We start from the raw sequence: 22,837 nt of genomic DNA, 5'->3' as shown, positions 1-22,837 counted from the left end.
TATTCCTGACGGTTCAGGCCAGCGGACCGTTGAGCAGCGGCACGAAACGCACAGCCCCCAGTACGCGACGGGAGAAGCCGTGCTCTTCGCGCACGATCAGCATCAGCTGTTGCACTTCGCCAGCCGGGCCGACCGGAATCACCATCCGCCCTCCCGGCGCCAGCTGGTCGAGCAACGCCTGCGGTACTTCAGGTGCCACGGCTGTGACGATGATGCCATTGTAGGGCGCCAACGCCTGCCAGCCATCACAGCCGTCGCCCCAGCGGAAAACCACATTGCGCAGGTTGAGCTCGACCAAGCGTTCCTTGGCCCGATCCTGCAGCACCTTGATTCGCTCCACCGAGAATACCCGCTCGACCAGCTGGGCCAGGATCGCGGTCTGATAGCCGGAACCGGTGCCGATTTCCAGTACCTTGTCCAGCGGCCCCGCCTCCAGCAGCAGCTCGCTCATGTGTGCCACCATGAACGGCTGGGAAATGGTCTGGTTGTGCCCGATCGGCAACGCCGTGTCTTCGTATGCCCGGTGCGCAAGCGCCTCGTCGACGAACAGGTGGCGCGGCGTACGACGAATCACATCGAGCACCTTGGCGTTCGACACGCCTTCCTCGTAAAGGCGCTGGATCAGCCGCTCGCGGGTGCGCTGCGAGGTCATGCCGATACCGCCACGGCGCTGCAGATCGTCCTGTTCACGCATCAGAGCAGGCCCTCCAGCCAGCCGTCGAGCTGTTCGAAGGCATCGTTGAACGTGCGGTCCAGTTGCAATGGCGTGATCGACACATAGCCTTGCATCACCGCATGGAAATCGGTGCCGGGCCCGCCATCCTCGGCATCGCCGGCCACGGCGATCCAGTAGCCTTCCTTGCCGCGCGGGTTGACCACTTTGGTCGGCGCTGCGGCCCGCGCCCGGTGACCGAGGCGGGTAAGCTGGATGCCACGGATATGCTCCAGCGGCAGATTGGGGATGTTGACGTTGAGCACGGTTCGCGGCGGCAGTTGCAGGCGCGGCAGCGCCTCCACCAGGCGACGGGCGATATGGGCGGCCGTCGGCAGGTTGTCGGGCAGCCGCGACAGTAGCGAGAACGCCAGCGAGGTACCGCCCAGGAAACGGCCCTCCAGTGCGGCCGCAACCGTGCCGGAATAGATCACGTCATCACCCAGGTTGGCCCCCAGGTTGATGCCCGAGACGACCAGGTCCACAGGCTCCGGCAACAGGCCGTTGAGCCCCAGGTGCACGCAATCGGTAGGCGTGCCGTTGAGGCTGATGAAGCCGTTGGCCAGGGTCTGCGGGTGCAGCGGCCGGTCCAGCGTCAGCGAACTGCCGGCGCCGCTCTTGTCTTGATCCGGGGCGATTACCACGCACTCGGCATAATCCGCCAGCGCACCGTGTAGCGCGGCGAGGCCCGGTGCCGTAACACCGTCGTCATTCGAAATCAGAATACGCATGGGCTGTCCGTCTGCCCTGCCGGCACCAGATCGACGAGTTCGCGCACCACCACGGTGGCGAAGCATCCGGCCGGAAGGACGAATTCCAGTTGCAGGATATCAGGCTCGGGATAATGCCACGTCAGGCCGCCAATAGGGAGCCGCAGGATGCGCCGTTCGTGACTCATGCCCGCATACGCGAGCCATTGGCAGAGTGCCAGATGCCGCTCACCGATTGCCGTTTCCAGCTCGTAGGTCGCGTCAGCCGTGGGCGAAGGGCCTTCACCCCACATCGGGCCGGTTGGATGCAAATCTAGAATTCCCAAGCGAGGATCAGAACATTCCTGCTCGCCAGCTGGAAAAAAACTACGGCTATCGGTGAACGCCAACAGATCGCCTACCTGGGCGCGCTGCCAGCTGCCATCGGCAACACGCGCCGCCAGCACCTGGTTGAACACGTAGCTGCGCGCCGCCGAAAGCAGGCGCGAACGCACGTTGCGCTGTTCCGGCAGGGCCTTGCGCACGGCCCAGTCCTGGGCGTCGTGGACGTTGCCACCGCCGTGTCCGAAACGCTGGCTGCCGAAGTAGTTCGGCACGCCCTGCTGCTTGAGTAGCTCAAGGCGCGCATCAAGGGCCTGGCGGTCAGCCGCCAGGGCGGTCAGGCGCAGGGTGAAGCCGTTCGCCGAATGGGCGCCGCGCTGCAGCTTGCGCTGGTGGCGTACCTGCTTGAGCACGCGCAGGGTATCGTCTTCGGCACGCGACAGGTCAGGGTCGGCCTTGCCTGGCAGGTGCAGGCTGAACCACTGCCGGGTCAAGGCCTGGCGGTCCTTGAGGCCGGCATAGCTGATGGCGCGCACCGGCACACCGGCGGCGCGGGCCAGGCGACGGGCGGCTTCTTCGGTATTGAGGTCACGTTTCTCGACCCACAGCCACAAGTGCTCGCCCTGGCCGGACAGCGGGATGTCCAGCACCTCGTCGACCTGGAAGTCCTCAGCCACGGCCTTGAGTACGGCACTGCCCAACGATTCGCCCGACGCGCGCGGGCCCAGCAGGTCCAGTTCGGTCATGCTGGCAGCAGCAGGGCGACCGCATGCACGGCGATGCCCTCCTCGCGGCCGGTGAAACCGAGCTTTTCAGTGGTGGTGGCCTTGACGTTGACCTGATCGAGTTCGACTTGCAGGTCTTCGGCAATCAGCTGGCGCATGGTTTCGATATGCGGGGCCATTTTCGGTGCCTGGGCGACGATGGTGGCGTCGACGTTGCCGACCTGCCAGCCTTTGGCCTTGACGATAGCGACCACGTGACGCAGCAGCACGCGGCTGTCGGCGCCCTTGAACTGCGGGTCGGTGTCGGGGAAATGCTTGCCGATATCACCCAGCGCGGCAGCGCCGAGCAAGGCATCGCTCAGGGCGTGCAGCAGCACGTCACCGTCGGAATGGGCCAGGAGGCCGTATTTGTGGGGGATACGCACCCCACCCAGGGTAATGAAATCACCGTCGCAGAAACGGTGCACATCGTAGCCGTGGCCAATACGCATAGAAAAACGCCCTGATTGAGTCAGGGCGTGATTCTACCTGCTTTGCAGGTGGTTGGGCGGCTTTTGGACCGGGCTGTTACACCCGTCCGAGTGCCATCGCGTGATGGCGCAGGTGCTCGTCGATGAAGCTGGCGATGAAGTAGTAGCTGTGATCATAGCCAGGCTGCAGCCGCAGGGTCAGTTCATGCCCCCCTTTGCGCGCAGCCTGCTCCAGCGCTTCTGGCTTGAGCTGCTTCTCTAGGAAGTCATCCCGGTCGCCCTGGTCCACCAACAGCGGCGGGCACTCGCCAGCAGGCGTTTCCGCCAGCAGCACGCTGGCATCCCACTCGCGCCAGCGCGCACGGTCTTCACCCAGGTAGCGGCTGAAGGCCTTCTCGCCCCATGGGCAATCCATCGGGTTGCTGATCGGCGAGAACGCCGACACCGAACGGTAGCGTCCCGGGTTGCGCAAGGCGCATACCAACGCGCCATGTCCCCCCATGGAGTGGCCGCTGATGCTGCGCTGGTCGGACGCCGGGAAGTGCGCCTCGATCAGTGCCGGCAGCTCCTGCACCACATAGTCGTGCATGCGGTAGTGCTGCGCCCAGGGCTGCTGGGTGGCGTTGAGGTAGAACCCGGCGCCGAGACCGAAGTCCCAGGCACCGTCGGGGTCGCCAGGCACCTGCTCGCCACGCGGGCTGGTGTCGGGGGCGACGATGATCAGCCCGAGTTCGGCGGCCAGGCGCTGGGCGCCGGCCTTCTGCATGAAGTTCTCGTCGGTGCAGGTGAGGCCGCTGAGCCAGTACAGCACCGGCAGCTTTTCACCCTGCTCGGCCTGCGGTGGCAGGTAGACGGCGAACACCATGTCGCAGCCCAGCACCTTGGAGTGATGCCGGTAACGCTTGTGCCAGCCGCCGAAGCTCTTCTGGCAGGAGATGTTATCCAGGCTCATGGCTGACCTCAGAAGTGGATCACGCTGCGGATGCTTTTGCCTTCGTGCATCAGGTCGAAGGCCTTGTTGATGTCTTCAAGGCCCATGGTGTGGGTGATGAAGGTATCCAGCGGGATCTCGCCCTTCTCGGCCATGTCCACGTAGCTTGGCAGCTCGCTGCGGCCCCGCACCCCCCCGAATGCCGAACCACGCCAGACGCGACCTGTCACCAACTGGAATGGACGGGTGGCGATTTCCTGGCCGGCACCGGCAACACCGATGATCACCGACTCGCCCCAGCCTTTGTGGCAGCACTCAAGGGCCGCGCGCATCAGCTGCACGTTACCGATGCACTCGAAGGAGAAGTCCACGCCGCCGTCGGTGAGGTCGACGATCACTTCCTGGATCGGGCGGTCGTAGTCTTTCGGGTTGATGCAGTCGGTGGCACCCAGCTGGCGGGCGATTTCGAACTTGGCCGGGTTGATGTCGATGGCGATGATGCGCGACGCCTTGGCCTTGACCGCACCGATCACTGCCGACAGGCCAATGCCGCCGAGGCCAAAGATGGCCACGGTGTCACCCGGCTTGACCTTGGCGGTGTTGAGCACCGCGCCAATACCGGTGGTGACGCCGCAGCCGAGCAGGCAGACCTTCTCCAGCGGTGCTTCCTTCTGGATCTTGGCCACGGAGATTTCCGGCAGCACGGTGTACTCGGAGAAAGTCGAGGTGCCCATGTAGTGGAACAGCGGCTGGCCTTTGTACGAGAAGCGGGTGGTGCCGTCAGGCATCAGGCCCTTGCCCTGGGTGGCGCGGATGGCCTGGCACAGGTTGGTCTTGCCTGAGAGGCAGAACTTGCACTTGCCGCATTCGGGGGTGTACAGCGGGATCACGTGGTCGCCCACCGCGACCGAGGTCACACCCTCGCCGATGGCTTCGACGATCGCACCGCCTTCATGGCCGAGGATCGACGGGAAGATCCCTTCCGGGTCGGCACCGGACAGCGTGTAGGCGTCGGTATGGCAGACACCGCTGGCGACCACGCGCAGCAGCACTTCGCCGGCCTTGGGCATGGCCACGTCAACTTCGACGATTTCCAGCGGTTTCTTGGCCTCGAAGGCAACGGCAGCACGGGACTTGATCATCACAGGGTCTCCAGACAGAGGTTCGGTTCAGTCCAGCAGTGTAATGCAGGCGCTTTTAAGGAATAATCCGATCAAAGCCAAAACATTATTGCCATACAGGGATAATCCATGAGCAGCCGCTGGGAAGGCATCGACGAATTCGTCGCCGTGGCCGAGTCTGGTCAGTTCACGGCTGCAGCCGAACGCCTGGGTGTATCGTCGTCCCATATCAGCCGACAGATCGCCCGCCTGGAAGAGCGCTTGCAGACCCGGTTGCTGTACCGCAGCACCCGCCGGGTGGCCCTGAGTGAAGCCGGGCAGACCTTCCTACAGCACTGTCAGCGCCTGCAGGACGGCCGCGAGGAGGCACTGCGCGCCATGGGCGACCTGGCCAGCGAACCCAAAGGCCTGCTGCGCATGACCTGCGCGGTGGCCTACGGTGAGCGCTTCATCGTGCCGCTGGTGACGCGCTTCATGACGCTGTATCCGCAATTGCGGGTAGAGGTTGAGCTGAGCAACCGCACCCTCGACCTGCTGCACGAAGGCATGGACCTGGCGATACGCCTGGGCCGCCTGGCCGACTCCCGACTGGTGGCCACGCGCCTTGCGCCGCGGCGCATGTACCTGTGCGCCTCGCCGGCTTACCTGGAGCGTTATGGACGGCCGCACAGTCTGTCGGAACTGGCCCGGCACAATTGCCTGATTGGCAGCTCCGACCTGTGGGCACTGCAGCAGGATGGCCGCGAGATCAGCCAACGGGTACAGGGCAACTGGCGCTGCAACAGTGGCCAGGCGGTGCTGGATGCAGCGCTGCTGGGGATGGGGTTGTGCCAGTTGCCGGATTATTACGTGCTCGAGCATCTGAACAGTGGGGCGTTGGTGTCACTGCTGGAGGGGCATCAGCCGCCTAATACGGCGGTATGGGCGTTGTACCCGCAGCAGCGGCACTTGTCGCCGAAGGTCCGCCGGCTGGTGGATTATCTGAAGGAGGGGTTGGCAGGGTTGCCGGAGTATCGGCAGGGCTGATGTACTGGCTTTGCCGGCTCTTTCGCGGGGCAGCCCGCTCCTACAGGGTTTCGCAATCTCCTGTAGGAGCGGGCTTGCCCCGCGAAGAGGCCTGCGTAGGAATACGCCGATCAGCGCCGCCCGGCCCAGCGCTGGCGCAGCCATTCAAGGTCTTCGGGCCGGGTGACCTTGATATTGTCGCTGCGCCCTTCGATCAGCCGTGGCGCCTGCCCCGACCATTCAATGGCCGACGCCTCATCAGTCACCGCTACATCGGAAACCAGGCTCTCGGCCAGAGCCCGATGCAGCGTCCCCAGGCGGAACATCTGCGGGGTATAGGCCTGCCAGATGGTGCTGCGGTCCACCGTCGCAGCGACCCGCCCATTGGCATCGGCGCGCTTGAGGGTATCGCGCGCCGGCACCGCCAGCAGCCCGCCTACCGGATCATCGGCCAGCTCCAACAGCAATTTGTCCAGGTCACTGCGCGCCAGGTTTGGCCGCGCCGCATCGTGCACCAGCACCCAGTCGTTGTCCGACGCCCCTTGGGCATGCAACAGCAGCAAGGCATTGAGCACCGAGTCGGCACGTTCGTCACCGCCCGGCGCACACTGTATGCGCGGGTCGTTGGCGCAACGCAGGCGAGGCCAGTAAGGGTCGTCATCGGCAATGCTGACCACCACACCTTTGAGCGAGGGGTGGCCAAGGAAACAGTCGAGGCTGTGCTCGAGAAGGGTCTGCCCGGCCAGCTCCAGGTATTGCTTGGGGCGGTCGGCAGCCATGCGGGCACCGACGCCCGCAGCAGGAATCACGGCCCAGAAGGCCGGTAGTGGTTCAATCATTTTTGCGGCAGCTGGAAGAGGGTTTCGCCCTCTTTAACCATTCCCAGTTCATGACGAGCCCGTTCTTCGACGGTCTCCATACCCTTCTTCAACTCCAACACCTCGGCATCGAGCACGCGGTTACGCTCCAGCAACCGTTCGTTCTCGGCGTGCTGATCGTCGATCTGCTGCTTGAGCTCGGCCACTTGCGCCAGGCTGCCGTTACCCACCCAAAGGCGGTATTGCAGGCCACCGAGCAGCAGGAGCAGGACAAGGAACAACCAATAGGGACTGCGCATCAAGGTATCCAGGTTAAAGATCGCACACGGGCGTCATATAGCACGAAGCCTGGCCGAGGCCAGGCTTCGTTGACAGAAACCCGCATGAAGCGTCGGAAATTTCGGTACGAAACTTCCTACGGCCTCGGCAGCTGTCTTTTTACCATCTCTTGCTTAACCGCGAAACTCGGCACGACCGCGGTAAACCGCTTTGGCGCCCAGTTGCTCTTCGATGCGCAGCAGCTGGTTGTACTTCGAGACGCGATCGGAGCGGCACAGCGAGCCAGTCTTGATCTGGCCAGCAGCAGTACCCACGGCCAGGTCGGCGATGGTCGAGTCTTCGGTTTCACCGGAACGGTGCGAGATCACCGCGGTGTAGCCGGCAGCCTTGGCCATCTGGATGGCTTCCAGGGTTTCGGTCAGCGAGCCGATCTGGTTGAACTTGATCAGGATCGAGTTACCGATACCCTTCTCGATGCCTTCCTTGAGGATCTTGGTGTTGGTCACGAACAGGTCGTCACCGACCAGCTGTACCTTTTTACCGATCTTGTCGGTCAGGATCTTCCAGCCAGCCCAGTCGGACTCGTCCAGACCGTCTTCGATCGAGATGATCGGGAAGCGCTCGGTCAGGCCTTTCAGGTACTCGGCGAAGCCTTCGGCGTCGAACGACTTGCCTTCACCGGACAGGTTGTACTTGCCGTCTTCGTAGAATTCGGAAGCCGCGCAGTCCAGGGCCAGGGTCACGTCGGTGCCCAGCTTATAGCCGGCTTTCTCGACCGCTTCGGCGATAGCTGCCAGCGCGTCTTCGTTGGAAGCCAGGTTAGGGGCGAAACCACCTTCGTCACCTACGGCAGTGTTCAGGCCACGGGCCTTCAGCACGGCTTTGAGGTGGTGGAAGATTTCGGTACCCATGCGCAGGCCATCGGAGAAGGTCTTGGCGCCAACCGGCTGAACCATGAACTCTTGGATGTCGACGTTGTTGTCGGCGTGCTCGCCACCGTTGATGATGTTCATCATCGGAACCGGCATCGAGTACTGGCCCGGGGTGCCGTTCAGGTTGGCGATGTGCGCGTACAGTGGCAGGTCCTGATCCTGTGCAGCAGCCTTGGCGGCAGCCAGGGACACGGCGAGGATGGCGTTGGCGCCCAGCTTGGCCTTGTTCTCGGTACCGTCCAGTTCGATCATGGCGCGGTCCAGAGCCTTCTGGTCGGAAGGATCCTTGCCCAGCAGCAGGTCACGGATCGGGCCATTGATGTTGGCGACAGCCTTCAGCACGCCTTTGCCCAGGTAACGGCTCTTGTCGCCATCACGCAGCTCCAGCGCTTCGCGCGAGCCGGTGGAAGCACCGGACGGCGCGCAAGCGCTGCCGATGATGCCGTTGTCGAGCAGTACATCGGCTTCCACGGTGGGGTTGCCACGCGAATCGAGAACTTCACGACCTTTGATGTCGACGATTTTTGCCATTGTTGTAAGCACTCCAGAATTGACGAAAACAACGCAACTTTAGGGAATTCTTGCCTTGTACCAGGCGGGGACGCAGCAGGCAGGCCTGGCAGAAGCGACCCCTGACCGAACGGTCAGGGGTAGATCGGGGCGTACTTTACCCGAGAAATGAGCCTCGCGCGGCTTTAACCGTCGGAAAACTCACCAAAGACCTGAAAAAATCAGGCTTTGTTCTTCTGGGCCAGCGCCGCCTTGACGAAGCCGCTGAACAGCGGGTGACCGTCACGCGGGGTGGAGGTGAACTCCGGGTGGAACTGGCAGGCAACGAACCATGGGTGGTCCTTGGCCTCGACCACTTCGACCAGCGCACCGTCTTCGGAGCGGCCGGAAACCACCAGGCCACCCTCGACCAGCTGAGGCAGCAGGTTGTTGTTGACCTCGTAGCGGTGACGGTGACGCTCGGTGATGATGTCCTTGCCGTAGCAGTCGTGCACCTTGGAACCGGCAGCCAGCTGGCAGTCCTGTGCGCCGAGGCGCATGGTACCGCCCAGGTCGGAGGCTTCGGTACGGGTTTCGACGGCACCGGTGGCATCGGCCCACTCGGTGATCAGGCCGACCACCGGATGGCCGCTGTTACGGTCGAACTCGGTGGAGTTGGCGTCTTTCCAGCCCATCACGTTACGGGCGAACTCGATCACGGCCACCTGCATGCCCAGGCAGATGCCCAGGTACGGGACCTTGTTCTCACGGGCGTACTGCACCGCGGTGATCTTGCCTTCCACGCCACGCAGGCCGAAACCGCCCGGGACCAGGATTGCGTCGGCGCCTTCGAGCAGGCCGGTGCCCTGGTTCTCGATGTCTTCGGAATCGATGTAACGCAGGTTGACCTTGGTGCGGTTGGTGATACCGGCGTGGCTCATCGCTTCGATCAGCGACTTGTAGGCATCCAGCAGCTCCATGTACTTGCCGACCATGGCGATGGTCACTTCCTGCTCAGGGTTGAGCTTGGCATCGACCACCTTGTCCCACTCGGACAGGTCGGCGCTGTTGCACTGCAGGCCGAAGCGCTCGACGACGAAGTCGTCCAGGCCCTGGGCGTGCAGAACACCTGGGATCTTGTAGATGGTGTCAACGTCTTCCAGCGAAATCACCGCACGTTCTTCAACGTTGGTGAACAGCGCGATCTTGCGGCGCGACGAGGCGTCGACCGGGTGGTCGGAACGGCAGATCAGCACGTCCGGCTGCAGGCCGATGGAGCGCAGCTCCTTGACCGAGTGCTGGGTCGGCTTGGTCTTGGTCTCGCCAGCGGTGGCGATGTACGGGACCAGGGTCAGGTGCATCAGCATGGCGCGCTTGGAGCCCACTTCGACGCGCAGCTGGCGGATCGCCTCGAGGAACGGCTGCGACTCGATATCACCCACGGTACCGCCGATTTCCACCAGGGCCACGTCGGCATCGCCGGCGCCCTTGATGATGCGACGCTTGATTTCGTCGGTGATGTGCGGGATGACCTGGATGGTGGCGCCCAGGTAGTCACCACGGCGCTCTTTACGCAGCACGTGCTCGTAGATACGGCCGGTGGTGAAGTTGTTGTTCTGGGTCATGGTCGTGCGGATGAACCGCTCGTAGTGGCCCAGGTCGAGGTCGGTCTCGGCGCCATCGTGGGTGACGAACACTTCACCATGCTGGAACGGGCTCATGGTGCCCGGATCGACGTTGATGTACGGATCCAGCTTGAGCATGGTGACCTTCAGGCCCCGCGCTTCCAGGATGGCCGCCAGGGATGCCGAGGCAATGCCTTTCCCCAATGAAGAAACAACACCGCCCGTGACGAATATGTAGCGCGTCATGAAAAACCCTAGAAGTCTGCGTTAAGGCGGCCAGCGCCGCCGGAGAAAGCGAAGGAAGGCCGAAGCCCCCGATCACCTGCGTCAATCACAGTGCATCTCGAAAAACTGCCGCGTCTGTACAGACCAGGGGTATCCCCGGCATGGAGCTCGCTCGTCATTTTCAGAATCAGCCCAGCAAAAAACTGCTTGGTAATCGGCAACTGCTGTGTTTCCGAGGAAGCCACAGAAGTTGTATCAAGAAGGGAGGGTAGTCTACCGGAATGTACCCTTCAGCTCAAACCTTGCGCGTTCGTCGGCAGCTGCCAGTGAAGCTGGCAATCGGCCTGCGCCAGCGCAGGCAGATTGGCCACCGCCAGCAGGCGCTCGCCGCAATACAGGAGCGGCAGGCGCGGACGCACGAAGTGCGGGACGTGCAGCTCGTTGAGCAGGCGCTTGAGGTCGCGTCGGCCACGGCCGGGGATGTCCAGCACCTCGCCGCCTTGGCGATAGGCGATGCGCAGCTCGCCCAGCGGCGCGGCATCAAGACGCACGCTGCCATTGCCCGGCAATGCCAGGGTCGCCCCAGGGTCGGCCCAGGCGTATTCGCCTGTGGGTTGTTGCAGCCAGTCACCACTCAACCACCAGATACGGCCATGGCTGCGCAGCAACCGACCGTCGGCTAGCCGCCAGACCGGCTGTGCACCTGCCGCAGCGTCGCGCAGGTCAGCCCAGCCGGCCCAATGACGGGTATCGGGCAAGCGGGTTCGCTGGCGAAGCCAATACTGCAGAGCATTGCGTTGCCGTGCCGGCGACAAGCGGATGAGCACCGCCAGATCGAGCGACGGCAAGGCCGCCCAGCCTGGCGCAGCGCCCTCCCCGGCCTCGGCCAGGTCACCCTGCGCCAGTTCGTCGAGCAGGCCCAGCGCCTCCCCCAAGTGCTCCGCACAGCGGGCAATGTTCTGGCTGGCCTGCGGCCAACGCTGCTGCAAAGGCGGAAACACCTCTGCACGCAGGTAATTGCGGTCGAAGGCAGTCTCAACGTTCGTCGGGTCTTCGATCCACACCAGCTCATTCGCCCGGGCGTAGTCGTGCAACTGCTTGCGCGAGGTGCCCAGCAACGGCCGGACCAGACTGCCCGGCCCCAGCGGGCGCTGCCCGGGCATCGCCGTCAGACCACGCAGGCCGGCACCTCGCAGCAGGCGCAAGAGCAAGGTTTCAGCCTGGTCGTCGCGGTGCTGGGCGGTGAACAGGATGTCGCCGGGGCCGAGCACTTTCGCCAAAGCGGCATAACGCGCGTCGCGGGCGGCCTGTTCGAGGCTCGCGCCAGGGGTGACCTGAACGTGAATGACCTGAAGGTCGATGCCGAGCTTGTCGCAGATGGTTTGGCAGTGGGCGGGCCAGGCGTCGGCGGCAGGTTGCAGGCCGTGATGGACATGCAGAGCGCGCAGCGGAGGTGCCTGGTGATTGCGGGCGTGGTTGGCCAGCAGGTGCAGGAGGACGGTAGAGTCGAGGCCGCCGGAGAAGGCGAGGTACCAGGTGGGGGCATTGAGCCAAGGGGTGAGGTTGATCATCCAGGCCTCACTTGGCTTGAGATTGCCGGGGCCGCACTGCGGCCCCGGCGTTCTATCAGAGGCCGTAGCTCATCAGGCGGTCGTAACGGCGGGCCAGCAGCGCGTCGTTGTCGAGCTTGCCGAGCATGTCCAGCTGCTGCACCAGGTCGGCGCGGATGCTTTCGGACATCTTGGCCGGGTCACGGTGGGCGCCGCCCAGCGGCTCCTGGATGACCTTGTCGACGATGTTCAGGCTTTTCAGGCGCTCGGCGGTGATGCCCATGGCTTCAGCAGCGTCGGCAGCCTTGTCGGCCGTCTTCCACAGAATCGAGGCGCAACCTTCCGGCGAGATCACCGAGTAGGTGGAGTACTGCAGCATGTTCAGCTGGTCGCACACGCCGATGGCCAGTGCACCGCCGGAACCACCCTCACCGATCACGGTGGCGATGATGGGGGTCTTCAGGCGCGCCATGACGCGCAGGTTCCAGGCGATCGCCTCGCTCTGGTTGCGCTCTTCGGCGTCGATGCCGGGGTAAGCACCCGGTGTGTCGATGAAGGTCAGGATCGGCATCTTGAAGCGCTCGGCCATTTCCATCAGGCGGCAAGCCTTGCGGTAGCCTTCAGGGCGTGGCATGCCGAAGTTGCGGCGCACCTTCTCGCGCACTTCGCGGCCCTTCTGGTGGCCGATGACCATCACTGGCTTGCCGTCCAGGCGCGCGGTCCCCCCCACGATGGCAGCGTCATCGGAGAAGTGGCGGTCGCCGTGCAGTTCTTCGAATTCGGTGAAGATGTGCTGCAGGTAGTCCAGGGTGTATGGACGACGTGGGTGACGCGCCAGGCGAGCGATCTGCCAGCTGGTCAGGTTGCCGAAAATGCTTTCGGTCAGGGTGTTGCTCTTGTCTTGCAGACGGGCAATTTCATCGCTGATGTTCAGCGAGTTGTCGTTGCCTACCAGGCGCAGGCCTTCGATCTTGGCTTGCAGGTCGGCAATCGGCTGTTCGAAATCGAGAAAATTCGGGTTCATAGTCATCCGTCTTGGGTCTACGGCCAGGCGGCCGGCCGGTTGATCCGATTGGCGCCCTACCTTAAGGGATCAGGCGCATATAGGTCGAGATTAAATTTCGTCGATTCAACGATATTGCAGGAAGACGTTCTCACGCCCGAACTGGTCACGCAGAGCCTGAATCAGGCCATCGGCCGGGTCGATCGACCACTGCTCGCCGAACTGCAGCATGGCCTTGGCATCGCTGCCGGTGTACTCCAGCGTGATCGGGCAGGCACCGCGGTGGCGGGTGATCAACTCGCCCAGCCACTTCAGGCGGTCGCCCTTGAGCGCCTCGTGTGCCACCTTCAGGCGCAGGCTCTCGGCCAGCTTGGTGCGCGCGTCCTCCATGGTCATCACCTGCTTCACTCGCAGGCGCAGGCCGCCGGAGAAGTCGTCGTTGCTGACCTCGCCTTCAACCACCACCATGGCATCGTTCTGCAGCAAGGACTGGGCGGCGATGTAGGCATCGGCAAACAGCGAGGCCTCGATGCGCCCGGAGCGGTCATCCAGGGTGACGAAGCCCATCTTGTCACCCTTCTTGTTCTTCATCACCCGCATGGCAATGATCATTCCCGCGATGGTCTGGGTTTCGCGCGATGGCTTGAGGTCGATGATGCGCTGACGGGCGAAACGGCGGATCTCGGTCTCGTATTCGTCGATCGGGTGGCCGGTAAGGTAAAGGCCCAAGGTGTCCTTCTCGCCCTTCAGGCGCTCCTTGAGCGTCAGTTCACGCACCTTGCGGTGGTTGGCGTAGACGTCTACATCTGCCGCGTCGAACATGCTGCCGAACAGGTCGACGTGACCACTGTCCGCAGTATGCGCCGCCTGCTCGGCGGCCTTGATGGCTTCGCCCAGGGCCGAGAGCAAGGTGGCACGGTTGAGGTCGATGTTGGCGTGGTAGGCCTTGATCTCGTCATGGAAGTGCGGGCCAAGGCGGTCCAGTGCACCGCTACGGACCAACGCATCGAGGGTACGCTTGTTGACGCGCTTGAGGTCGATGCGCTCGCAGAAATCGAACAGGTCCTTGAATGGGCCACCCTGGGCACGAGCCTCGACAATGGCCTCCACCGGGCCTTCGCCAACGCCCTTGATCGCACCCAGGCCGTAGACGATGCGGCCGTCGTTGTTGACGGTGAACTTGAAGTCGGAGAAGTTCACGTCCGGCGCATCGAGGCGCAGTTTCATGCTGCGCACTTCCTCGACCAGCACCACCACCTTGTCGGTGTTGTGCATGTCCGCCGAGAGTACCGCTGCCATGAACGGCGCCGGGTGGTGGGTCTTCAGCCAGGCAGTCTGGTACGACACCAGGCCATAGGCGGCAGAGTGGGATTTGTTGAAGCCGTAGCCGGCGAACTTCTCTACCAGGTCGAAAATGTTACCGGCCAGATCCGCATCGATGTTGTTGGCGACGCAGCCTTCGATGAAGCCGCCGCGCTGCTTGGCCATCTCCTCGGGCTTTTTCTTGCCCATGGCTCGACGCAGCATGTCGGCGCCACCGAGGGTGTAACCCGCCATCACCTGGGCGATCTGCATCACCTGTTCCTGATACAGGATGATGCCGTAGGTCGGCGCCAGTACCGGCTTGAGGCCTTCGTACTGATAGTCGGAGTGCGGGTAAGCCAGCTCGGCGCGGCCGTGCTTGCGGTTGATGAAGTCGTCCACCATGCCCGACTGCAGCGGGCCCGGGCGGAACAGTGCCACCAGTGCGATGAGGTCTTCCAGGCAGTCGGGCTTGAGCTTCTTGATCAGCTCCTTCATGCCGCGGGATTCGAGCTGGAACACCGCTGTGGTTTCGGCTTTCTGCAGCAGCTCGTAGGTCTTGCGGTCGTCCAGCGGGATGAAGTCGATATTGAGGTCGGGCAGGTTCTTCTTGGCCTGCTCGCGGTTGATGATCTCCATCGCCCACTTGATGATGGTCAGGGTACGCAGGCCGAGGAAGTCGAACTTCACCAGGCCGGCAGCCTCGACGTCATCCTTGTCGAACTGGGTCACCAGGCCGCCGCCCTCTTCGTCACAGGCGATCGGCGAGAAGTCGGTGAGTTTGGTCGGGGCAATTACCACACCACCGGCGTGCTTGCCGGTACCCCGGGTGACACCCTCGAGCTTGAGCGCCATGTCCCAGATCTCGCGGGCGTCTTCATCGCCCTTGAGGAAGTCGCGCAGGATCTCTTCCTGTTCGTAGGCCTTCTCCAGGGTCATGCCCACTTCGAACGGAATCATCTTCGACAGTCGGTCGGCCAGGCCGTAGGACTTGCCCTGCACCCGCGCCACGTCGCGCACCACCGCCTTGGCGGCCATGGTGCCGAAGGTGATGATCTGGCTCACCGCGTTGCGGCCATAGGCTTCGGCCACGTAATCGATCACCCGGTCACGGCCGTCCATGCAGAAGTCGACGTCGAAGTCGGGCATGGAAACACGTTCAGGGTTGAGGAAACGCTCGAACAGCAGGTCGTAGGCCAGCGGATCGAGGTCGGTGATCTTCAGTACGTAGGCTACCAGCGAGCCGGCACCCGACCCCCGGCCCGGGCCAACCGGCACGTCATTGTTCTTGGCCCACTTGATGAAGTCCATAACGATCAGGAAGTAACCGGGGAAGCCCATCTGGATGATGATGTCCAGTTCGAACTTCAGGCGGTCCAGGTAGACCTGGCGCTTCTCTTCATAGTTGGGCGTGGTTTCCTTTGGCCAGAGCACCGCCAGGCGCTCCTCCAGGCCTTCATGGGAAACATGGCGCAAGTAGTCGTCGATGCCCATGCCGTTGGGCGTCGGGAAGTCGGGCAGGAAGTACTTGCCCAGCTGCACCTGAATGTTGCAACGCTTGGCGATCTCGACGGTGTTGGCGATGGCATCGGGCAAGTCGCTGAACAGCTCGGCCATTTCCTCGGCCGATTTCAGGTACTGCTGGTCGCTGTAGCCACGCGGGCGGCGCGGATCGTCGAGGGTCCAGCCCTCGCCGATGCACACGCGGGTTTCGTGGGCATCGAAGTCGGACTGCTTGATGAAACGTACGTCGTTGGTCGCGACCAGCGGCGCGCCGAGCTGATCGGCCAGGGCCACGGCGGCGTGCACGTACTGCTCGTCGCCGGCGCGATTGGTACGCTGCACTTCGACGTAGAAGCGATCGGGGAACATGCCCATCCAGTCGCGCAGCAATGCTTCGGCTTCATCCTGGCGGCCGCTCATCAGGGCCATGCCGATATCGCCTTCCTTGCCGGCGGACAGGGCAATCAGCCCTTCGCTGGCGGGGGCGATCCACTCACGCTGAAGGATCACCAAGCCGTTGCGCTGGCCGTCGGTCCAGCCGCGCGAAATCAGCTCGGTGAGGTTACGGTAGCCCTTGGGGTCCATGGCCAGGAAGCAAATGCGCGACAGCGGTGCTTCCGGGTCGTCACCGGCCAACCACAGGTCGGCACCGCAGATCGGCTTGATGCCGGCACCCATGGCGGTCTTGTAGAACTTGACCAGCGAGCACATGTTGCTCTGGTCGGTGATCGCCACCGCTGGCATGTTCATCCCCGCCAGCGCCTTGGCCAGCGGCTTGATCCGCACCAGGCCGTCTACCAGCGAGAATTCGGAGTGGACGCGCAGGTGAACGAAGGGAACCGACATGGAAAGTCCTGTAGCAGTGCTGAACGACAAGGGCGGGATTGTAGCGTAATTGCTTAAAACAGTTGGGGCCGCATAGCGGCCCCAGTTCATCAGATCAACGCGGCGGTGATGCCTTCACGGGCTTCCCAGGCAGCCCGCACCGGGCCGAACGAGCGCCGATGAATAGCCGTAGGCCCGAGGCGCGCCAAGGCCTCGAGGTGCACAGGCGTAGGGTAGCCCTTGTGCCCGCCGATGCCGTAGCCCGGATAGATCAACTCGAACGCGCTCATCTCCCGATCGCGGGTGACCTTGGCCAGGATCGATGCCGCGGCAATCGCCGGCACCTGGCTATCGCCCTTGACCACCGGAGCGGCCGGCACTGCGAGTTTCGGGCAACGGTTGCCGTCGATCAAAGCCAGCTTCGGCGTCACGTGCAACCCTTCCACCGCTCGCTGCATGGCCAGCATGGTGGCCTGCAGGATGTTCAGCCGGTCGATTTCCTCGACTTCGGCGCGGGCGATGCAGAAGCTCAAGGCTTTTTCGCAGATCTCGTCGAACAGCGCTTCGCGCCTGGCTTCGGTGAGTTTCTTCGAATCGTTAAGGCCAAGAATCGGCCGAGCCGGATCGAGGATCACCGCCGCCGTGACCACTGCACCGCACAGCGGGCCGCGGCCAACTTCGTCGACGCCAGCGACCAGGTCTTCGACCAGGTTGAAGTCCAGTCCAATCTGCATGTCAGCGGTCCTTGAGCAAGGCCAGTACTGCGTCGGCCGCCTGGTTGGAGGCGTCGCGGCGCAGGGTACGGTGAATCTCGTCGAAGCGTTCGGTCTGCCGTGCACCGTCGGTGACCAGCGGCGCCAAGGTCTGTGCCAGCGCCTCGCTGGTCGCGGCATCCTGCAACAGCTCAGGCACCAGCTCGCGTTGGGCCAGCAGGTTGGGCAGCGACACGTAGGGGCTTTTTACCAGGCGCTTGAGAATCCAGTAGGTCAATGGTGCCAGGCGATAGGCCACGACCATCGGGCGCTTGTACAGCAGCGCCTCCAGCGTGGCGGTGCCGGACGCGATCAGCACTGCATCACAGGCGGCCAGCGCCCTGTGCGACTGACCGTCAAGCAAGGTCAACGGCAGGTCACGGCCTTCGAGCATCTGTTCAACCTGGGTGCGGCGCGCCGCGTTGGCGCATGGCAACACGAAACGCACGTCTGGGACCAGGTCGCGCAGGCGCTGGGCCGCATCGAGGAACAGTACCCCCAGGCGCCCAACCTCACCACCACGGCTGCCCGGCATCAACGCGACCACCGGGCCATCAGCCAGGCCCAGTTCGCTGCGCGCTGCCTGACGGTCTGCCGTTAACGGAATGGTATCGGCCAGCGGGTGGCCGACGAACCGCACCGGTACGCCTTGCTCTTCGTAGAATCGGGCTTCGAACGGCAGCAGCGTCAGCATCAGGTCGCAGCCTTCGCGGATCTTCAGTACGCGCTTCTGCCGCCACGCCCAAACCGAAGGACTAACGTAATGGACGGTCTTTATCCCGGCCTGACGCAGCTTCAGTTCGATATTGAGGGTGAAATCGGGTGCGTCGATGCCAATGAATACATCGGGCTTCTCACCGATCAGGGTCTGGATCAGTGCCTTGCGCCGCTTGAGCAGCTCACGCAGGCGCCCCAGCACCTCGACCAGCCCCATGACGGCGAGACGCTCCATGGGAAAGTACGACTGCAGGCCTTCGGCTTCCATCAACGGACCGCCCACACCAATGAACCGCACATCGGGATGGCGCGCCTTGAGGGCTCGCATCAGACCAGAACCGAGAATATCGCCGCTGGCCTCACCTGCGACCAGGGCTACGCAAAGCTGCGCCATATCAGCGGGTAATGCCGCGGGCGGAGTTCACGATCGACTGGCGGAACAGCTCGACCTGCTCGTGCTTGGCGGCCAGCTCTTCCAGTTCCTTGATCGCTTCTTCCACCGTCAGGCCCTGTCGGTAGACGATCTTGTAGGAACGGCGCAGGGCATGGATGACCTCGTCGCTGAAACCACGCCGGCGCATGCCTTCGAAGTTCATGCTGCGGGCTTCGGCAGGGCTGCCGAACACCGTGACGAACGCTGGCACGTCCTTGCCGATCGCCGTGCCCATGCCGGAGAACGCATGGGCGCCGATGTGGCAGTACTGATGCACCAGGGTGAAACCGGACAGGATCGCCCAGTCCCCCACGTGCACATGCCCGGCCAGCGCGGTGTTGTTGACCAGGATGCAGTGGTTGCCGATGACGCTGTCGTGGCCGATGTGGGCATAGGCCATGATCAGGTTGTGATCACCCAATGTCGTTTCTGCACGGTCCTGGACCGTACCACGGTGAATGGTCACACCTTCGCGGATCACGTTGTGATCACCGATCACCAGACGCGTCGGCTCACCCTTGTACTTGAGGTCAGGGGTGTCTTCGCCAATCGAGGAAAACTGGTAGATGCGGTTGTGCTTGCCAATCCGGGTCGGCCCTTTGAGCACAACGTGCGGGCCAATGACGGTGCCCTCGCCGATTTCGACATCGGGACCGACGATCGACCACGGGCCAACCTCGACACCTTCGGCCAGCTTGGCCGAAGGGTCGATGATCGCCCGCGGATCAATCGAACTCATAGGGAGCGTTCCGCACAGGTGATCTGCGCCGAGCATACCGGCTTGCCGTCGACCAGGGCACGGCACTCGAACTTCCAGATCATGCTCTTGCGGCTGAGGAACTTGGCTTCCAGTACCAGCTGGTCGCCCGGCAGAACCGGTTGACGGAAACGCAGCTTGTCGGAACCAACGAAGTAATACAGGGTGCCATCAGCCGGCTTGGCATCGAGCATCTTGAAACCGAGGATGCCGGCCGCCTGGGCCATGGCTTCGATGATCAGGACGCCCGGCATGATCGGGTGCGCCGGGAAGTGGCCATTGAAGAACGGCTCGTTGATGCTGACATTCTTGTAGGCACGAATGCTCTGGGCCTCGAAGTCCAGATCCGTCACGCGATCTACCAGCAGGAACGGGTAGCGGTGAGGCAGGTATTCGCGAATCTCGTTGATGTCCATCATTTCGGGGGGGAAGCCTGTAATAAGAATAGGGAGCGCAGGTGCTGACCACACGCTCCTTTTGCAGTCCAAAGAGGAGCCAGCTAGCGACTGTTCACTCTTGCTCAGGAAATGGTATCAGCCTTCTGATGCCGGCTGGCCACCTGAGGTCACGGTATCGACACGTTTTTCCAGCTGTTGGAGACGCTTGGCCATGTCATCGAGCTGGCGAATACGCGCCGCGCTCTTGCGCCAGTCTGCCAGGGGCTGCATGGCCGTGCCGGACGAATAGGAGCCGGGTTCGGTGATCGAGCGGGTCACCATGGTCATCCCGGAGACGAATACGTTATCGCAGATATCGATATGCCCCACCAGCCCTACGCCCCCCGCCAGCATGCAATGCTTGCCGATGCGGGCACTGCCGGAGATCCCGACGCAGGCGGCCATGGCCGTGTGATCACCAATCTGCACGTTGTGAGCGATCTGGATCTGGTTGTCGAGCTTGACCCCGTCGCCGATCCGGGTGTCGGACAGCGCGCCACGGTCGACGGCAGTGTTGACGCCGATTTCCACGTCATCACCGACAGTGACGCCGCCGATCTGGGCGATCTTGCGCCAGATGCCTTTCTCGTTGGCGAAGCCGAAGCCCTCGCCACCGATCACGGCGCCCGACTGGATGACCACACGCTTGCCGATGGTGACGTCGTGATACAACGTGACCCGCGGTGCCAACCAGCCCCCTTCACCCACCACGCAACGGGCACCGATGAAGCAATGTGCACCGATACTGACGTTGGCGCCGATGCGCGCACCGCTTTCGATGACCGCGAACGGCCCGACACTGGCGCTGGCATCCACCTGGGCATCCTCCGCCACCACGGCGCTGGGATGTATACCCGCTACAGCCTTGGGTTTAGGGTCGAACAGGTGGGAAATGCGCGCATAAGCCAGGTACGGGTCGGGCACGATCAGGGCATTGCCGGCAAAGCCTTCGGCGTCCGCAGCCTTGAGCAGCACCGCGGCAGCCTGGCAGTTGTCCAGGTATTTGCGGTATTGCGGGTTGGCAAGGAAGCTCAATTGACCGGGCCCGGCTTCCTGCAAGGTAGCCAGCCCGGTAATCTGCAGCGCCTCAGGGCCTTTGAGTGTGGCCCCGAGGGCCTCGGCCAGCTGGCCGAGCGTCATGGTCACGGTCATATCAACGCGCTTGGTTCATGCGCTCGATGACTTGGCGGGTGATGTCGTATTGAGGCTTGACATCGATGACCGCGCCGCGTTCGAGAACCAGGTCGAAACCGCCCTTCTTGATCACTTCCTCGACAGCGCCATCCAGCTTCGGCTTCAGCTGCTTGAGCATGTCGCGGTCGGCAACGGCCTTGGCTTCGTTCAATTCCTTGGACTGGAACTGGAAGTCGCGGGCTTTCTGCTTGAATTCGAGTTCCAGACGCTCACGCTCCTGCTGCTGCATCTTGTCGCCGCCCTTGATCAGACGGTCCTGGATGCCCTTGGCGCTGCTTTCCAGGCTTTTCAGCTTGGTCAGTTGCGGGCCGAACTTCTTCTCGGCATCGACCGCGTACTTCTTGGCGGCATCGGATTCGAGCAGGGCCATTTGATAGTTCAGCACGGCGACCTTCATTTCGGCGAAAGCCGGGGTGGCGACCAGCGCCGCGGCCACTACGGCCAGTTGAGCCAATTTACGCACGATGCACTCCTGGAAAAACCGTTGTCGTTAAGCAGGGGCCGACCTTAGAAGGTCTGGCCCAGAGAGAATTGGAACACCTGGGTATCGGCATCGCTCGGCTTCTTCACCGGCATTGCCAGGCTGAAGCTCAACGGGCCCAGGGCCGTGATCCAGGTGACGCCCAGGCCGACCGAACTGGCCATGCCCGAGAAACCGACCTTCTCGCAATCCGGCTTGCTGCCGCAATTGGTGTCGAACACGTTACCCACGTCCCAGAAGACCGAGGTGCGCAGCGAGCGCTGGTCCTTGACGAACGGCAGTGGGAACAGCAGTTCGACGCCACCTTGTACCAGCACGTTGCCACCGAACGGCAGCGGATCCTGATCCGGGTCGGCGATGGTGCCTGGGTTGGTACCCTTGCTTGGCGTACTGCGCGGGCCCAGGCTGCTGTCTTTGAAACCACGCACGGAGTTGAAGCCACCCGCGTAATAGTTCTCATAGAACGGCAGACCCGACGTGCTACCGAAACCATCACCATAGCCCAGTTCGGTGTGCAGGCGCAGGGTGTAGTCGTTGGTAATCGGCTTGAACAGCTGGCCGCGGTAGTCGAGCTTGTAGAACGACAGGTCGCTGCCCGGAATGGTGCTCTCGAGCGTCAGGCTCTGGGAGTGACCACGGGTCGCCAGCACACCTTTGTTCAGGGTCGATTCGGACCAGCCGATCGAGGCCTTGAAGTTGGTAAAGCTGTCGCCTTCCTGTTTGAGGAAGTCGAAGATCTCGTCAACGGTGTACTTACCGGTCTTGATCTTGTCCTGCTGAACGCTCAGGCCGTAGGTCAGGCGCGAGGTTTCGCTGATCGGGTAGCCGAGGCTTACACCGGCACCCAGGCTGTCCACCGCATAGCTGGCCACGTCGACGTCAAGGTCGCTGTAGTCGGTGCTGCGGTAGAAGGCGTTGTAGCCCAGGCTCACGCCGTCGGCAGTGAAGTAGGGATCCACAAAGCCGAAGTTGTAACGGGTCTGGTATTCCGAACGGGTCAGGCCGATGGATACCTTGTTGCCGGTACCGAGGAAGTTGCTCTGGCTGATCGAACCGCCGAGAATCAGGCCGGCGCTCTGGGCAAAACCGACGCTGGCGGTGATCGAGCCGGAAGCCTGCTCTTCGACGCTGTAGTTGACGTCGACCTGGTCGTCGGTGCCGGGCACCGCCGGGGTCTCGACGTTGACTTCCTTGAAGAAGCCCAGGCGCTCCAGGCGGGTCTTGGACTGGTCGATCAGGTAGGTCGAAGCCCAGCCACCTTCCATCTGGCGCATTTCGCGGCGCAGCACTTCGTCTTCGGTCTTGGTGTTGCCGCGGTAGTTGATGCGGTTGACGTAGGCACGCTTGCCCGGGTCGACCACGAACATGATGTCGACGGTGTGATCCTGGTCGTTCGGCTGTGGTACGCCGTTGACGTTGGCGAAGGTGTAGCCTTCGTTGCCCAGACGACGGGTGATCAGCTCGGAGGTGGTGGTCATCACCTTGCGCGAGAACACCTGGCCCGGCTGCACCAGCAGCAA

Annotated in this window: 21 protein-coding genes; 1 reads left to right on the top strand and 20 read right to left on the bottom strand. The window is 63.0% G+C overall.

The window, feature by feature from the left end; genetic code table 11:
- Nucleotides 1–13: 13 nt before the first annotated feature.
- The 6 genes from APH28_RS13495 to APH28_RS13470 all read right to left on the bottom strand — a co-directional run bounded on the left by APH28_RS13495 (nt 14) and on the right by APH28_RS13470 (nt 5,011).
- A complete protein-coding gene (locus APH28_RS13495; RefSeq protein ID WP_177326721.1) occupies nt 14–652 on the bottom strand; it encodes a protein-L-isoaspartate(D-aspartate) O-methyltransferase in 639 nt (212 codons plus the stop codon).
- Between the two features lie 41 nt (nt 653–693).
- Nucleotides 694–1,443, bottom strand: coding sequence for a 5'/3'-nucleotidase SurE (gene surE, locus APH28_RS13490; RefSeq protein WP_060510080.1), 750 nt, complete (start codon nt 1,441–1,443; stop codon nt 694–696).
- Complete coding sequence (gene truD / locus APH28_RS13485; protein WP_060510078.1) at nt 1,431–2,489, bottom strand: tRNA pseudouridine(13) synthase TruD; 1,059 nt, start codon at nt 2,487–2,489, stop codon at nt 1,431–1,433. The genes surE and truD overlap by 13 nt, the downstream gene beginning before the upstream one ends.
- Nucleotides 2,486–2,959 (bottom strand): 2-C-methyl-D-erythritol 2,4-cyclodiphosphate synthase, encoded by a 474-nt coding sequence (gene ispF / locus APH28_RS13480; RefSeq protein WP_027920015.1) that lies wholly within the window; start codon nt 2,957–2,959, stop codon nt 2,486–2,488. Before ispF ends, truD begins: the two co-directional genes overlap by 4 nt.
- Before the next feature lie 76 nt (nt 2,960–3,035).
- Nucleotides 3,036–3,890 (bottom strand): S-formylglutathione hydrolase, encoded by an 855-nt coding sequence (gene fghA / locus APH28_RS13475; protein ID WP_060510076.1) that lies wholly within the window; start codon nt 3,888–3,890, stop codon nt 3,036–3,038.
- Nucleotides 3,891–3,898: 8 nt separating this feature from the next.
- A complete protein-coding gene (locus tag APH28_RS13470; RefSeq protein WP_060510074.1) occupies nt 3,899–5,011 on the bottom strand; it encodes an S-(hydroxymethyl)glutathione dehydrogenase/class III alcohol dehydrogenase in 1,113 nt (370 codons plus the stop codon).
- Nucleotides 5,012–5,119: 108 nt separating this feature from the next.
- Here APH28_RS13470 and APH28_RS13465 point away from each other — a divergent pair, with 108 nt between their 5' ends.
- Nucleotides 5,120–6,016, top strand: coding sequence for a LysR substrate-binding domain-containing protein (locus APH28_RS13465; protein ID WP_060510072.1), 897 nt, complete (start codon nt 5,120–5,122; stop codon nt 6,014–6,016).
- A 110-nt stretch (nt 6,017–6,126) separates the two neighbouring features.
- Here APH28_RS13465 and ispD read toward each other — a convergent pair whose 3' ends face one another.
- The 14 genes from ispD to bamA all read right to left on the bottom strand — a co-directional run.
- Nucleotides 6,127–6,834 carry a 2-C-methyl-D-erythritol 4-phosphate cytidylyltransferase gene (gene ispD, locus APH28_RS13460; protein ID WP_060510070.1) on the bottom strand — a complete coding sequence of 236 codons (708 nt, stop codon included), beginning with the start codon at nt 6,832–6,834 and terminating at the stop codon, nt 6,127–6,129.
- Nucleotides 6,831–7,112: a cell division protein FtsB gene (gene ftsB, locus APH28_RS13455; protein WP_060510068.1), complete on the bottom strand. Its 282-nt coding sequence runs from the start codon at nt 7,110–7,112 to the stop codon at nt 6,831–6,833. The genes ispD and ftsB overlap by 4 nt, the downstream gene beginning before the upstream one ends.
- 153 nt (nt 7,113–7,265) lie before the next feature.
- Nucleotides 7,266–8,555 (bottom strand): phosphopyruvate hydratase, encoded by a 1,290-nt coding sequence (eno, locus tag APH28_RS13450; protein ID WP_060510066.1) that lies wholly within the window; start codon nt 8,553–8,555, stop codon nt 7,266–7,268.
- A gap of 200 nt (nt 8,556–8,755) precedes the next feature.
- Nucleotides 8,756–10,384: a CTP synthase gene (locus APH28_RS13445; RefSeq protein ID WP_060510064.1), complete on the bottom strand. Its 1,629-nt coding sequence runs from the start codon at nt 10,382–10,384 to the stop codon at nt 8,756–8,758.
- 269 nt (nt 10,385–10,653) lie between these two features.
- Nucleotides 10,654–11,934: a tRNA lysidine(34) synthetase TilS gene (gene tilS, locus APH28_RS13440; protein ID WP_060510062.1), complete on the bottom strand. Its 1,281-nt coding sequence runs from the start codon at nt 11,932–11,934 to the stop codon at nt 10,654–10,656.
- Between the two features lie 55 nt (nt 11,935–11,989).
- Entirely contained in the window at nt 11,990–12,937 is a 948-nt protein-coding gene (accA, locus tag APH28_RS13435; protein WP_060510060.1) for an acetyl-CoA carboxylase carboxyl transferase subunit alpha, read from the bottom strand.
- A gap of 105 nt (nt 12,938–13,042) precedes the next feature.
- Complete coding sequence (gene dnaE / locus APH28_RS13430; RefSeq protein WP_060510059.1) at nt 13,043–16,567, bottom strand: DNA polymerase III subunit alpha; 3,525 nt, start codon at nt 16,565–16,567, stop codon at nt 13,043–13,045.
- Between the two features lie 89 nt (nt 16,568–16,656).
- A complete protein-coding gene (rnhB, locus tag APH28_RS13425; RefSeq protein WP_060510057.1) occupies nt 16,657–17,280 on the bottom strand; it encodes a ribonuclease HII in 624 nt (207 codons plus the stop codon).
- Nucleotide 17,281: 1 nt separating this feature from the next.
- Nucleotides 17,282–18,409, bottom strand: coding sequence for a lipid-A-disaccharide synthase (gene lpxB, locus APH28_RS13420; RefSeq protein WP_060510055.1), 1,128 nt, complete (start codon nt 18,407–18,409; stop codon nt 17,282–17,284).
- Between the two features lies 1 nt (nt 18,410).
- Entirely contained in the window at nt 18,411–19,187 is a 777-nt protein-coding gene (lpxA, locus tag APH28_RS13415; protein ID WP_060510053.1) for an acyl-ACP--UDP-N-acetylglucosamine O-acyltransferase, read from the bottom strand.
- A complete protein-coding gene (fabZ, locus tag APH28_RS13410) occupies nt 19,184–19,624 on the bottom strand; it encodes a 3-hydroxyacyl-ACP dehydratase FabZ (RefSeq protein ID WP_008094893.1) in 441 nt (146 codons plus the stop codon). The genes lpxA and fabZ overlap by 4 nt, the downstream gene beginning before the upstream one ends.
- A 114-nt stretch (nt 19,625–19,738) precedes the next feature.
- The gene (gene lpxD, locus APH28_RS13405) at nt 19,739–20,794 is read right to left on the bottom strand and encodes a UDP-3-O-(3-hydroxymyristoyl)glucosamine N-acyltransferase (protein ID WP_060510051.1); all 1,056 of its coding nucleotides are present in this window, start codon (nt 20,792–20,794) and stop codon (nt 19,739–19,741) included.
- 1 nt (nt 20,795) lies between these two features.
- On the bottom strand, nt 20,796–21,299 hold the full coding sequence (locus APH28_RS13400; protein WP_012270843.1) for an OmpH family outer membrane protein: 504 nt from the start codon (nt 21,297–21,299) through the stop codon (nt 20,796–20,798).
- A gap of 44 nt (nt 21,300–21,343) precedes the next feature.
- Nucleotides 21,344–22,837 (bottom strand): outer membrane protein assembly factor BamA (bamA, locus tag APH28_RS13395; protein WP_156340883.1); only part of this gene is annotated, 1,494 nt, incomplete at its 5' end.

It is taken from the genome of Pseudomonas sp. NBRC 111124, assembly GCF_001320245.1.
GTDB lineage: Bacteria > Pseudomonadota > Gammaproteobacteria > Pseudomonadales > Pseudomonadaceae > Aquipseudomonas.
The sequence above is the reverse complement of the archived record's forward strand: the minus strand, read 5'-3'. Positions and strand labels throughout refer to the sequence as shown.

What these genes read in the sequence shown, in the direction of transcription:
- APH28_RS13495 (WP_177326721.1), bottom strand. Translation starts at nt 652, where the DNA reads ATGACCTCGCAGCGCACCCGCGAGCGGCTGATCCAGCGCCTTTACGAG.
- surE (WP_060510080.1), bottom strand. Translation starts at nt 1,443, where the DNA reads ATGCGTATTCTGATTTCGAATGACGACGGTGTTACGGCACCGGGCCTC.
- truD (WP_060510078.1), bottom strand. Translation starts at nt 2,489, where the DNA reads ATGACCGAACTGGACCTGCTGGGCCCGCGCGCGTCGGGCGAATCGTTG.
- ispF (WP_027920015.1), bottom strand. Translation starts at nt 2,959, where the DNA reads ATGCGTATTGGCCACGGCTACGATGTGCACCGTTTCTGCGACGGTGAT.
- fghA (WP_060510076.1), bottom strand. Translation starts at nt 3,890, where the DNA reads ATGAGCCTGGATAACATCTCCTGCCAGAAGAGCTTCGGCGGCTGGCAC.
- APH28_RS13470 (WP_060510074.1), bottom strand. Translation starts at nt 5,011, where the DNA reads ATGATCAAGTCCCGTGCTGCCGTTGCCTTCGAGGCCAAGAAACCGCTG.
- APH28_RS13465 (WP_060510072.1), top strand. Translation starts at nt 5,120, where the DNA reads ATGAGCAGCCGCTGGGAAGGCATCGACGAATTCGTCGCCGTGGCCGAG.
- ispD (WP_060510070.1), bottom strand. Translation starts at nt 6,834, where the DNA reads ATGATTGAACCACTACCGGCCTTCTGGGCCGTGATTCCTGCTGCGGGC.
- ftsB (WP_060510068.1), bottom strand. Translation starts at nt 7,112, where the DNA reads ATGCGCAGTCCCTATTGGTTGTTCCTTGTCCTGCTCCTGCTGCTCGGT.
- eno (WP_060510066.1), bottom strand. Translation starts at nt 8,555, where the DNA reads ATGGCAAAAATCGTCGACATCAAAGGTCGTGAAGTTCTCGATTCGCGT.
- APH28_RS13445 (WP_060510064.1), bottom strand. Translation starts at nt 10,384, where the DNA reads ATGACGCGCTACATATTCGTCACGGGCGGTGTTGTTTCTTCATTGGGG.
- tilS (WP_060510062.1), bottom strand. Translation starts at nt 11,934, where the DNA reads ATGATCAACCTCACCCCTTGGCTCAATGCCCCCACCTGGTACCTCGCC.
- accA (WP_060510060.1), bottom strand. Translation starts at nt 12,937, where the DNA reads ATGAACCCGAATTTTCTCGATTTCGAACAGCCGATTGCCGACCTGCAA.
- dnaE (WP_060510059.1), bottom strand. Translation starts at nt 16,567, where the DNA reads ATGTCGGTTCCCTTCGTTCACCTGCGCGTCCACTCCGAATTCTCGCTG.
- rnhB (WP_060510057.1), bottom strand. Translation starts at nt 17,280, where the DNA reads ATGCAGATTGGACTGGACTTCAACCTGGTCGAAGACCTGGTCGCTGGC.
- lpxB (WP_060510055.1), bottom strand. Translation starts at nt 18,409, where the DNA reads ATGGCGCAGCTTTGCGTAGCCCTGGTCGCAGGTGAGGCCAGCGGCGAT.
- lpxA (WP_060510053.1), bottom strand. Translation starts at nt 19,187, where the DNA reads ATGAGTTCGATTGATCCGCGGGCGATCATCGACCCTTCGGCCAAGCTG.
- fabZ (WP_008094893.1), bottom strand. Translation starts at nt 19,624, where the DNA reads ATGATGGACATCAACGAGATTCGCGAATACCTGCCTCACCGCTACCCG.
- lpxD (WP_060510051.1), bottom strand. Translation starts at nt 20,794, where the DNA reads ATGACCGTGACCATGACGCTCGGCCAGCTGGCCGAGGCCCTCGGGGCC.